Here is a 12,015-nt window from a genome sequence, read left to right as displayed (position 1 = left end):
CCCTTGGTGTTTATGCGCCGAGATCGGCCAGAATGGTTTCTGCAGCGCGTAGGCTCAGCGCGGCGATGGTCAGCGTTGGGTTGGCCGTTGCAGAGGTTGGGAAGACCGCAGAACCTGCAATAAAGAGGTTCTTGTGGTCGTGGCTGCGCAGGTGTTGGTCGACGACCGAGGTCTTTGGATCGGTCCCCATGCGGCAGGTGCCGATGATGTGGCCTGAGCCATTGAAATCGTCGGCGTGATGCACTTCCGTGGTGCCGAGGGCATCAAAGATGTCTTGGTGCGCCTTGGCGGCAGCTTCGAGCCCGGCCTTCACATAGCTATCAACCGAATAGGTGATTTGCGGCAGGGGGACGCCGTATTTGTCCTTTTCGGTCGGGTGCAGAGTTATGCGGTTTTCTGGATCGGGCAATTGCTCAACCAGCGAGGCGAGGCGCACATGGCGCGCCGCTTCGGCCTTGAGAGCCTTATCGAGTTCGGCGCCGCGAAGGCCTTTTTCGACGAGCGCTGAAACCGTGCTGATCGGCGCGCCTGTGGGCCAGGAGTGGCCGTCATTGCCAATTTCGATGCGGAAGGCACCACGATCAGAGCGGAACTCGCCAACGCCGAGGTTTTCAATGCCGGAGGTGGAGAGCGGACCGCGATAAGGCCAGACGGGATCATTGGAGCGAGCCCAACTCAATTGGCTGGGGTGATCCATTAGGTTGCGGCCAACCTGATCGGAGCTATTGGCGACGCCGTTTGGCGTGTGTGCGCTGACCGAATTAAGCAGCAGACGCGGGGTTTCCATGGCGTGAGCGGCGATAACATAGAGCCTGCCAGTGGCTTTGCCGGTGGTGCCATCGCGCAGCATGAAGTGAACGGCGACAACATTGCCATCCGCATCGGTTTCGACCGAGGTTGCGGTGGTCGCCGGGTGAAGGGTCGCGCCTTTGGTGACGGCTTTTTGCACATGGACCGTGGCATCATATTTCGCCTGTACCGGGCAGACGGGGATGCAGCTGGCCGAGCCGCAGCAACCGGGACGATCATCACGATCAACCGAATTGCGGGCCTGTGGCGTGGGCGTTACGTCGTAGATCGAGCCTGCTAGCTTTTCCTTGAAGACCTTGTCGAGATAGGTCGGCGGAATGGCGGGCATGGGGAAGTCGGTGGAGCGGTGTGCCGATGGCGGGGAACCTGCCGCGCCGGATACGCCAAGCTCATCTTCAGCGCGGGCATAGTAGCTTTCGAGCTCGTCATAGCTGACGGGCCAATCAACGCCCTTGCCGTGCTTGGTGGCGAGCTGGAAGTCATCTGGGGCCATACGGATGGCGGTGCCGAGCCAGTGCCACGTGGTACCGCCGACCGCCTTGATATAGGTGCTCTTGAACTTATCTGAGCCGTTCTGGCGGTAGTAATAGTCCATGTTCCAAGAGAGAGGATGATCGGCATCGGGGCCGACCGGATAGGCAGACTCTGGAGTTTTAATGGCGGCGGCCTGGAAGGTGTCGACGGCGGTGGCGCGATCAACCTCGTCGCCCGCTTCGAGGATAGCAACGCTCACGCCCTTGCCTGCAAGCTGATCGGCGATGAGGGCGCCAGCAACGCCCGAACCAACGATGATGACGTCTGCGGAAATATCGGCCATGGCTTATGCCTCCCCTTCTGGTACTTCGGACCAATAGCCGGTCTCCCCGCCGCACCAGCCCATTGGCTTGGTGAAGTCGAGGGCTTCCCACATCAGTGCGTCCGTATAGGTGACAACCGCTTCGCCATCGCCGGTTTGGTGGACGCCGGAATACCAGCCGGTGATGATGCGGTTCTCGAGGTTTTTGTCGGCGGTGCCGGAGATCAGCTGCGCAAGCGCTGCGTCCTGACCATCGGCCACGAGGGCATCGAGATAACTCTGCCCATAATCGCCGACGAGGCTTGCGCCGTCTCGATCCAAAAGCTTACCCGACAGGGTCATGAACTGATCGAGCGTAATGGGTTCTGCTGCCAAGATTGCTTGGCTGAAGAGGAGGGCGAGCGCTGTCCCACCAGTCCAAGCAAGCATTTGCCGGCGGGTGATCCCACCGGGTGTAATTGTCTTAGTCATGGCGCACCTCAACTGGCCAAAATTTACAAATCATATGCACGTCAATGTGTTAACCGAGGACTGAGACCTCACGTCAATTTGCATAGATAGCAGCGGGGCGCGACATTTGCCGAACTTCGGTGACGCCATCGAATCTGCTACATTGAGACAACGCTTAGACATCGAACAATTTCCCTTGGTCTGTTGAATTACGCTGCCCCCACGATTGCGATGACGGAGACGCCGATTTTGCGTTTCGCTGGCCACACTTTTGAGCCGCTTCCTTCGGGTGGGCTCTATTGGCATGCGCGCAAGACTTTGCTGGTGGCGGACCTGCATTTCGAGAAGATGGCGAGCTTTGCGCGGCGCGGGCAGATGCTGCCGCCCTATGATACCGGCATGACGCTCATCCGGTTAGAGGCCGATATTGCGCGTATGGGCGCGCAGCGGCTGGTGTCGCTTGGCGATAGCTTCCATCGTGCCGACTCGGCGCAGTTGCTATTGGGCGCTGACCGGGCGCGGCTCGACGCTATTGCGCGGACCGTTGAGTGTTTCTGGCTTTCCGGCAATCACGATCCTGAGCCGCAGGGGATCGACGGGGTTTCGCTTGAGGAGCTGGAAATGGATGGTTTGGTGTTCACCCACCATCCGAGCAAAGGACGGCCGGGGATGATTGCTGGGCACTTGCATCCGGCGGCACGGGTGGCGATGGCCGGGCGGACGCAACGAAAACCCTGCTTCGTGCACGATGATCGTCTGATGATCCTGCCCGCCTATGGCAGTTCAACGGGGGCAATCAATATTTTATCGGCGGCCTTTGAGGGTCTGTTTGATTGGCCCTCGGTAGAAGTGACTATGCTCGGACGCGACCGCACTTATCCGGTGCCCACAAAGCGTCTTGTCGTCGGTTAACGGCGGAACAGCACGCCACCCAGCCAGCCGGTAAAGAGGGCGAGGAAGACGCAGGCGATGCCGTAGAGCAGCGGGTATTGCACCGCCGAGAGCGCGACGAACCGTTCAAAGTCGATCTTGCGGACGGCAAAGCCTTCTGACTTGCGGGCTACCACTTGGCCGTCCTTGAAGACATAGGTCTGGGCGATATAGGGGCCGGGCGGGGCGCTGCTGGGCAGCTGAAGCTGGGCCGAATAGAAATTATCCGACATGAAGACGACGCCGTTCTCCTGCACGCCGAAGAGCCCTTCTTCGGACATGAGCCGGATCAATTCGCGACCGAAATTGAGGGTTTTTAGAAAACCCGCGCGGTTCGGCACCAGAGCGTAGGACTCGGGCAGAATGGCATTCTGGTTGAGGGTGACGATGTCGGTAATATCGAGCAAGCGCTTGCTGGAGAGCACGTGGAAATAGCTCGGGAAGTTTTTGAACTCGACCTGTTCGGTGTTGATCCAGAACCCAAAATTATTGGTCATCTTGCGCGAGACGCGATCCTGAGTTGGTCCCAGAATGACGATGGCGACTTGATAGGAGCCGCTCACAGTGTTGATGGGCGCGCCAATGTCGGGAGCGATCGTGCCATAAAAGGTGAGACGTTCGCCTGAAAAGCTCGACGTGATCTGAATGGTGTCGTTGGAAATGCCCGAGATGAGGCGTTCAGCCTGCACTGGCACAACCATCAACACCGCAAGGACAAACGCGAGGAGCCTGATCATCGGATCGTGCTCGTCACGGCCATGGAGTAGGGGTCGCCCGGCGTTAGGATCAGTGCCAGGCCAAAGCGGATCGCGACGGCGAGGATGAGGAGCGCGAGGAGCCCGCGCAATTGTTCTCCGCGCAGATGCTTGCCCGCTGCTGCGCCGAACTGTGCGCCAGCTGTGCCGCCGACCATGAGGCAAAAGGCGAGAAGGATATCAACGCTCTGACTTTGTACGGCATGCATGATGGTGGTTGCACCCATCATGGCCACAACCTGCGCCAGCGAGGTGCCGATGACAACATTGCCCGGAACGCGCAGCAGATAGACCAGCGCCGGAACCATAATGAAGCCGCCACCGATGCCGAGAAGCGAGCCAACAAAGCCAACGAAAACGCCGATGACAAGGACTGGGATGACGCTGATGTAGAGGCGGCTCTTCTTGAAGCGCACGCGCCAAGGCAGACCATGCATCCATGTGTGCTGGTGGGCCTGACGTTGTCCGACGACAACCCCCTTTCGCCGCTTGAGAATGGCGCGCACGCTTTCTTGCAGCATCAAGGTGCCGACGAAGCCCAAGAGGATTAAAAAGCCGAGAGAGATGACCAGATCAAGCTGGCCACTGGCCCGCAGCACCGAGAAAACCGCTACGCCGCCAAAGGCCCCCAAGATACTCGAACAGATGAGGTAGAAGGCCAGATGGAGGTCGATGCCGCCGCGTCGATAATGGCTGAGTGCGCCCGAAGTCGAGGCCGCGACCACCTGTCCGGTCACGGAAGCAACGGCGACTGCGGACGGAACACCGGAAAAGATCAGCAGGGGCGTGAGAAGGAAACCGCCGCCAACGCCGAACAATCCAGACAAAAAGCCAACGGCCCCTCCGATCCCGACAAGAAAGAAGAGGCTCACGGAAAGCTCTGCGATCGGCAGATAGATCTGCAAGATCTGGTCCCGTCATGTTGTGTTCGGGACTATCCTAAGGGGACGTCTGTCAACAGAAAGGTAAGAGCCAGTAAAATCGAGCATAAAAACTTACAGCCTCATCCGGTGAGGACGAGGCTGTGATCAAATCGACACAGGGTCGGCGTTGATTAAACGGGCTGGCTGCCCAAAACAGCGAGCAATCGTGGATTGACCTCGCCACTTTCGCTCATTCCGGTTGCCCGTTCGAACGCGCGGATCGCCTCGACAGTTTGGGGCCCAGACTTGCCGTCCGGCGTTCCCACATCAAAACCGAGCTTGGTCAACGCGACTTGGACGCGTTTGACCGTTTCCTCCGCAGTGATCGCATCGCCAACTTCAAACGCGGTAGACCACGTGCCAATTGGCGCAAAGTTCGCGGCCAAAACCAGCGGTGCGGGCTTCCAGGTGAGCAGCTCAGCATCGACGCGCTGAACCGCATCTGCGGACAGGGAGCGTACGATGTCGGTCTTGGCTAGGCCTGCGTCCTTGTCGCCCGAGAGAGCGGCGAGGGAGAAGTATTTGTAGGACTGTTCGAAATTCTGTTCGACGCCCAAGCCGCGTGCATAGAGCATTCCGAGATTGAACTGGCTATCGACCATGCCGCGATTGGCGGCGCGTTCGAACCATTCTGCAGCAAGCTCAAACTGCTGGCCGCCCATATGGCCGCCAGCATAGAGCGCGGCAAGATTGTGCATCGCCATGCGGTGACCGCCATCGGCGGCGCGCTGATACCAGAGCTTGGCCTGTTCGAGGCTCTTTTCGACGCCAGTTCCCATCTCGTAGAGATTGCCGAGACGATACTGCGCGGGAACGAAGCCTTGGGCTGCCGAGCGTTCGTACCACTTGATGGCTTCAGCGGCATTCGTCGGGACACCGCGCCCTTCGCCGTAGATGGCAGCGACTTCGTATTGCGCTTGAGCATTGCCCGAGGCAGCGGTTTGGCGCAGCTCAAGTGGGCCAACGCCCTCGGCTGGTAGCGCGAAAGCATCGCGTACGGTTTCGGCAGGATTGAGAGCTGCCGTCAAAATCGGATCGGGTGCTGCGGTCGAAACCGGAGCTTCCGCCAGCGGCGGCGGCATGGTGATGTCTGGCAGGACGCTCGGCCGAGAGAAGCTCATTGGAGCGCCTGGATTGATCGAGCCGGTCGATGTCGGGTCGATCATCTCGCGCATATTCGGCGCCGTTAGCGTGTCGGAGAGACCTGCTGCAGGGGTCGGATCGGTGAGGACCGTGACCGGGGCCGCATTTTCAGGGGCAGCCACAGCTGGCGCGGGAGTTTGTGCGACCGAGGTTGGCTCGGCACGCTGCAAAACCAGATTGATCGCGAGCAATGATACGGCTGTCAAAGCGGTGGCCAGCAGAATTGGCCGACGATAGCGCCGCAGAACATTCTGATGCGTGACGGTTTCGTCCGCGCTTTCGGCTTCGTCGAGCGCGACTGGTGCGTCTTCAGTTTTGTCCTTGAGGCGGGCGCGGAAGATCGCGCGCTTTGGCGCTGCGGGTGCTGGTGGCGCTGTGTCGATAACAGTCGGGGGCACGACGCGATCTGGGAGCTCGGCATCCCGACGCGGTAGCACAAAGGCTAGAGCTTTGCCGATGATGCTATCCGCATCCTCTGGCGTTTCGTCCTGACGGGCGCGCTGAGCGCGGCGTGCTGCCGCCACGAATGTGCTGGTGCTCGACACTGAAGGAGCCGCTTCAAGTTCCTTGGCGACCGAGGCGCGCGTCTCATCGGCAAAGGCGGGCTTCGGGTCACTGGCCAGACTTGACTGTGGGCGTGGTGGTGGGGTGACCGTCGACGGATCAAACTTAGGCGCTTCGGCGGCGACAGTTTCTGCGCGCATTCGCGACTGTGTCATCCGCTTCTGCGGCACTTCCGCCAGTTTCAGGCTCTGATCGACCAGTGGCGCGTCTTCTGCCGGATTGATCGGCATTGCGTCATTCTTGGTGGCGCCAAGGCTGGTGAGAATGGCTTCCAGCTTTGAGCTGGTGGCGTTCGCCTTGTCAGAAACCGCCTGCTCAAAGGCGTCGTCGGCGTCAAAATCTCTCGCGCTGGGCGCAGGGGTTTTTACGAAGGCTACCGGGGCCGGAGCAGGGGTAGGAACAGGAGCAGGAGCAGGAGCAACAGCTGGTGCAAACTGACGGTTTGACAGAGTGACTTCCAAACGCGCGAGGCGTTCGGCTGTTTCTTTGCCTGCGGTGTTGAGCAGCGCCGTCATGCGCTTTTCGAGCGCGGACAGATTGGCGTCCTGCGCAGCCGTCGCGGCAGGGCCAGCCTTTGCAATGGCCTGAGACGTCCGTTCGGCTACCATATCGGCCAGCGAGGTATAGTCGATGGAGACGTCCTGCTGCTCATAAGCGCGGCTGAGCGCGTCAATCTGAGCGCTGGCCTCGTCCATGCGATCCATCAAGGCGCGCAGCTGGGTTTCGACAGCAGAGGTATCGACAGGAGTGATGCGGCTATTGAGAGCGTCGATCTGGTCTTCGATGCGCGAGAAGCGCGGTTCAAGCCCGGATAGCACCGCATTGCGAAGGCCGACGATTTCAACCTTGAGGGCTTCGACCTCGCCGTTTGAGGTGTCGACGGCTTCCAAACGCTGCGCCAGAAGCTCGACACGCTCTACCAAAACCTGGGGCGAGCCTGCGCCGGTCTGAAGGGCGCTGGTGAAGGACGCCATCTCGCTGGTGAGACGGTCAAAGTCGGTTGATGAGAGCGCAACATTGCGCTCGATCGTATCAATCCGATCGTAGACATTACGCACGCTCTGCTCGATCGCGTGCATGGAAGGCAGTAGGCTTTCTGCGCCCAGCGTGGATTGCGCTTCCACAGCCCGGCGCTCTTCGCGGATGAGCTCGCGCTCCATCTGCTCGGCCTGCAACTCGGCCAGCTTGCCGACGGTGACCGACACATCATCCATGCGGCGGCTCAAAACCGACATGTCCGCGCGCGGGCCACGTTCGATCATGACGCCGAGCGCAGCAATCTGCGCTTCTAGGCGTTTGACCTGACCGGTTTCGCCGACAGCGCCCGCGATCAACTCCACAACTTGGGTGAGTTGTTCAACTTGGCTGGCAACCTCGTTCACCTGCGCACCATTTTGGCGCTGGCTCTTGAGTTCGCTTTCGAGGCGTTCGAGACGTTGGCTCATACCGCCAACAAGCGAACCCAATTCGCGCAGTTCGGGGAACTCAGGAGCGCGGCGCGCTTGCGGCGCTGCGGTCGCCGGACCCTGGCGATGGCGGATTTCGGCGATGGCTGCGGTCAAATCATCGTCAAACAGAGCGTTGGATTGGGTTTCGCGTTCGTTGAAACGTTCGACGGTGCGCTGTACGGAGCGCAAGGCTTCTTCGCGACGCGAGACGGGTTCGGGGCGCGAGACTTGGTCGTGCAGGTCCTGTACGCGGCGCGCCAGGCCCTGAAGTGTGGAGACTGCGGGCTCGGGTTCAGGCGGCACGTAGTGGCTCTCAACCTTGTCGAGCAGGGCGAGAAGCTCACCGCGAAGTGCTTGTAGGTCCCCTGCACCGGGGTCGTTCACCAGATTGGCGAAGTCCGAGTTTGTGTATGCACGGGGCATCGCAGGTCCTGTTACAACGAAACGCACATCGCGCGAGTCGCACGAAGGTATAAAGGCCACTCTTGAGAAAACATGGTAAAGAAGCCGTTAAGGATTCATGGAATAACCATCCCCGCAGATATGAAAACCGTGTACTTACGGGACATTGTCCAGCAGGGCAGGAGCTGACTATATGACTCGCCGTCGCATCATAATCGTCGATGATCACCCGCTATTTCGGGCCGCACTGCGGCAGACATTGGCTGGTGGCGACGCTACAGTGACCGTGGAAGAAGCTGGTGACCTCAATGGGTTAAGTTCGGCGCTCGATGCTGATCGCGATTGCGATTTGGTGCTGCTCGATCTCAATATGCCGGGCGTTCGGGGCTTTTCCGGGCTGCTGCTGCTGCGCGCACAATACCCAGATATTCCGGTGATGATCATTTCCGCTGTGGAAGATTCGACCGTTGTGCGTCGGGCCTTTGAGTTGGGCGCTTCGGGCTATTTGCACAAGTCTGTTGGTCCCACGGAAATTCGACGGGCCATTGAAACCGTGCTGTCCGGCGAAGTGTTCGTCCCGGCCGGTACCGAGCTTGGCGGTGACGACGATCACTCAGCTTTGATGAAGCGTCTCTCAACGCTCACCCCACAGCAGGTCCGCGTTCTGATGATGCTCAGCGATGGTTTGATGAACAAGCAAATCGCCTATGAACTGACGATTTCTGAGGCGACGGTTAAGGCCCACGTCTCGGCCATTTTGCAAAAGCTCGACGTCGATAGCCGCACTCAGGCCGTTATCGCCGCAGCGCGGATTGAAGAGGGCCAGTTCGAGGCGCTCTTCACCATCACAGACAAGGCATAAGCCCTATGAAGCCTTCTATTTCGATCATCACCATTGGCGTTGATGATCTTGAGCGTGCCTTCGCCTTCTATCGCGCCCTGTTCGACCTGCCGGATGATCAGATTGGCGCTGGCGAAGACAATGTTGCGTTCTTCTTCGACGACAAGTTCACCTTCGCGCTCTATCCGCGCAAGGAGATCGCCGAGACTGCGGGCAAGGGTGACTATGTGGCGGGAACGCCAAGCTTCGTGCTCAGCCATCGTGCCGAAAACGCTGCTGAAATCGACACCATTCTCGACCGTGTTTTGGTCGCGGGCGGGACCATTATCGTCGGCAATACCGAGTCTGAATGGGGCAATTCGGCCTATTTCGAAGACACGGAAGGCAATGTGTGGGAGTTGATGGCGACGCCACCAGCCAACTAATCATAATGCCGGGGGAGGCTAGAACCTGCCCCCGGTTTTAAATCCGCTGCTGGATTTGCGGTTGCCCGATGAGAGCCCGCCGCCAGCGCTGCCGCCGCCACGAGGCCGCGAGAAACCGCCCCCAGCAGAGCCGCCGCCGAGGCCACCACCCCAAGCGCCACCAAAGCCACCGGGCGTGGGCTTTCGCGGGGCTGCGCCGCCGCCAATGCTACTATCTGGCCAGCCACCGCCATTGCCCCAAGGGCTTTTATTGCTGCCAGCGCGACGGGTGCTTTTGTAGCCCGAACCCCATTCGCTGCCCGGCGCCCAGTTTTGGCTTTTCCGCCACTGGTCCCAATAAGCCGCGGCCGAAATTCCGCCCTTGAGGAACTCGGTGAGCATGTCCCCGACAAGTCGATCTTGGCTAAAGCTAGAGCCGGGATCGTCAAAATGCTGCTTCTTGAATTCCCATTGAATATCTTCAAGCTCCCGGCGGCGCTCTGCCAGGGTCTTGAGGCGCGCGCGTTGCTCTTTGCTCTCGGTTTCTTCTTCGCCGAGGCGGGTGCGGGTTTCGTCGATCTGACCAACGATCGTGTCGTCTTGAGCGGTGCGAGTGCGACGCGCTTCGGCCAGGAGCGTGCGGATGTCTTCGCGCGCGAGTGCGGCGGCAAGATCAGTCGCTGCACGGACGAACTCAGGGTCTTCCCCTTCAGCCAGACTGCGCAGGGCGTTGGCTGCGGCGTCGCGCTGATCTTCGAGGGCAACTACCTGCTCGTCGAGTTTGGTGATCTCGGCTTTTGTCGTTTCGACGGCATCGCGTAACGGCGCGCCGCCAGCCGCATCGATGGCTGCAACCTCAAGCGCTGCCAGTTCGGCCTCGGCGGCCCGCACATTCTCCTCTTGCAGTTCAGCGTGCTCACGCAAACGCAAGGGGAGTTCATTGAGCATGTGGTAGTTCGGGCGGGCCTTGGTAAAGCCGATGAGCCGAGAGACAAGCCCATCAAGATAGCGGGTCAAGCCGCTGGCCTTATATGTGGAGGTGCCGTAGCCGGCGTCCCACAGATAGATGAACAGCGGGTCGTCGCGGTAAGGCTTGCCCTTGGCTTCGCGGTCCGCTTCAGCCTGCTCGGTCTTTTTGAGCGCCTCTTCGGCGATATGATCGAGCTCTTCGGTTTCCTGACGCTTGGCTATAAATTGCGGATCGCTGGCAATTTGCTGGGCGAGCTTGGCTGTGAGCGCGGTCAGGTTTTCTTGCTTGTCTTCAAGCAGGCGGAGTGCTGCTGAACGGTGTTCGAGCAGTTTGGAGCGATTGTCTTCTATAGCCTTGAGCGACGTCTCTGCCATGGTGACGTCGCGGGCATGGCCCTTGAGCACATCGCGCGCCTTGCGTTCGGCGGCGGTGATCTCGCCATCGAGTTCGGCCTGAATTTTGGGATCAAGGCGAAGCTTGGCGAGCTGGCGGAAATATTCTGCCTCGGCTTCGCGCAGTTTGGTGATGCGTTCAGACGTGCGGGCGACGCGCCGGGAGATCTCGTCTTCCTCGCGGCGAATGTCGCGCATTGCCTCTTCGAGGCTGGCCAGAGCTTGTGGGCCGCGAATGCTCATGCGCCTACCACCGAGTTACCGTTCCGCCCAGAACGGGCATTGTATATTCAACATCGAGAAAGCCGCTGGATTTGCGGCCAACGGTGTTGGATTGGATGAGGCCGTCGTCGCGCTTATCGGCAACCACGGCAGAATAAACCGTTGAAGGCACGCGGACGCCCCACATCGAGACCTGTTCGATCTCACCATTTTCTTCGTTCGCAATGGGTAGGGTCAGGGGATTGCCGTCGATGTCGATGGCTTCGACCACCACATACCAATTGGTCGCGTCGCTGGTATTGTTGGGCGTTGTCCAGAACCCAGAGTCCGCGTCAGCACGATTGACGATGCGCAAAGTGTAAGCTTGGCGCAGCTGATCGCGCAGTGCGGTCAAGCGTTCAACAGCATCCTCGGCGCCTTCGCGATTGCCTTCCTCGGCAAACGCTTGACCCCGAGCGAGGAGGTCATCCGCGCGAACGACGGCTTGCTGAACCTTGGTTTCTTCAAAGATTGTCTGGCGCAGAGCTTCCATCTGCGCCGGCAAGCCTTGAGCGACCTCGAGGCGCGCTTGTTCGGCCTGGCCGTGCTGGAGCGGCTGGTAGATGCCAAAATATCCAATAGCAGCAACGATCGCTGCAACGAGGAGGGCCGCCACGGGGCGACCCGATTTTTTGCGGGACACATAAAGCCGCGCCAGCGTGGTTTTAAAACTCGGCGCAGGTGGCTCGTAAGTGAAGCGGCTTTCAGCGAGAGCCGAAACGCCTTCCTTGAGAATGCGATCTGGAACTTCAATGCCCTGTGCATGATAGAGGGAACGCAAGCGCTCGATGAGCTGCCGTTCGCGGGCGGCTCCATCCAGTTCACGTGTCACCAAATCCTGCCGGTGACGGAGCGTGTCGACCACGTCCATCGCCAGCATGACTTCATCCAGTTGCACAGCCGATTTGGCCGTTCCCTCACTCATT

The 12,015-nt window shown here is 59.7% G+C and carries 10 protein-coding genes; 3 read left to right on the top strand and 7 right to left on the bottom strand.

Going from position 1 to position 12,015, the window contains the following annotated elements:
• Window positions 1-10: 10 nt before the first annotated feature.
• Together JHL21_RS15625 and JHL21_RS15620 are read right to left on the bottom strand one after the other, a co-directional pair.
• Window positions 11-1,627 carry a GMC family oxidoreductase gene (locus JHL21_RS15625; RefSeq protein ID WP_200214505.1) on the bottom strand — a complete coding sequence of 539 codons (1,617 nt, stop codon included), beginning with the start codon at window positions 1,625-1,627 and terminating at the stop codon, window positions 11-13.
• Between the two features lie 3 nt (window positions 1,628-1,630).
• Window positions 1,631-2,077, bottom strand: coding sequence for a sugar dehydrogenase complex small subunit (locus JHL21_RS15620; protein ID WP_200214503.1), 447 nt, complete (start codon window positions 2,075-2,077; stop codon window positions 1,631-1,633).
• A gap of 228 nt (window positions 2,078-2,305) precedes the next feature.
• On the opposite strand from JHL21_RS15620, the gene pdeM reads away from it, so the two are divergent.
• Window positions 2,306-2,968 (top strand): ligase-associated DNA damage response endonuclease PdeM, encoded by a 663-nt coding sequence (pdeM, locus tag JHL21_RS15615; RefSeq protein ID WP_210338930.1) that lies wholly within the window; start codon window positions 2,306-2,308, stop codon window positions 2,966-2,968.
• Here pdeM and JHL21_RS15610 read toward each other — a convergent pair.
• The 3 genes from JHL21_RS15610 to JHL21_RS15600 form a co-directional block, all read right to left on the bottom strand.
• The gene (locus JHL21_RS15610; RefSeq protein ID WP_200214500.1) at window positions 2,965-3,723 is read right to left on the bottom strand and encodes a TIGR02186 family protein; all 759 of its coding nucleotides are present in this window, start codon (window positions 3,721-3,723) and stop codon (window positions 2,965-2,967) included. The genes pdeM and JHL21_RS15610 overlap by 4 nt on opposite strands.
• A complete protein-coding gene (locus JHL21_RS15605; protein ID WP_169196163.1) occupies window positions 3,720-4,646 on the bottom strand; it encodes a sulfite exporter TauE/SafE family protein in 927 nt (308 codons plus the stop codon). The genes JHL21_RS15610 and JHL21_RS15605 overlap by 4 nt, the downstream gene beginning before the upstream one ends.
• A 149-nt stretch (window positions 4,647-4,795) precedes the next feature.
• Window positions 4,796-8,242: a peptidoglycan-binding protein gene (locus JHL21_RS15600; protein ID WP_200214498.1), complete on the bottom strand. Its 3,447-nt coding sequence runs from the start codon at window positions 8,240-8,242 to the stop codon at window positions 4,796-4,798.
• A 172-nt stretch (window positions 8,243-8,414) separates the two neighbouring features.
• On the opposite strand from JHL21_RS15600, the gene JHL21_RS15595 reads away from it, so the two are divergent.
• Window positions 8,415-9,083, top strand: coding sequence for a response regulator transcription factor (locus JHL21_RS15595; RefSeq protein ID WP_169196161.1), 669 nt, complete (start codon window positions 8,415-8,417; stop codon window positions 9,081-9,083).
• A 5-nt stretch (window positions 9,084-9,088) separates the two neighbouring features.
• Window positions 9,089-9,487 carry a VOC family protein gene (locus tag JHL21_RS15590; protein WP_169196160.1) on the top strand — a complete coding sequence of 133 codons (399 nt, stop codon included), beginning with the start codon at window positions 9,089-9,091 and terminating at the stop codon, window positions 9,485-9,487.
• Window positions 9,488-9,505: 18 nt separating this feature from the next.
• Here the strand turns inward: JHL21_RS15590 and JHL21_RS15585 are convergent, their stop codons facing one another.
• Complete coding sequence (locus JHL21_RS15585; RefSeq protein WP_200214496.1) at window positions 9,506-11,071, bottom strand: hypothetical protein; 1,566 nt, start codon at window positions 11,069-11,071, stop codon at window positions 9,506-9,508.
• 4 nt (window positions 11,072-11,075) lie between these two features.
• Window positions 11,076-12,014: a DUF6384 family protein gene (locus JHL21_RS15580; protein ID WP_200214495.1), complete on the bottom strand. Its 939-nt coding sequence runs from the start codon at window positions 12,012-12,014 to the stop codon at window positions 11,076-11,078.
• Window position 12,015: the final 1 nt, after the last annotated feature.

The sequence above is a fragment of the Devosia sp. WQ 349K1 genome, assembly GCF_016595685.1.
GTDB lineage: Bacteria > Pseudomonadota > Alphaproteobacteria > Rhizobiales > Devosiaceae > Devosia.
This window is presented reverse-complemented; position numbering and strand designations above follow the sequence as displayed.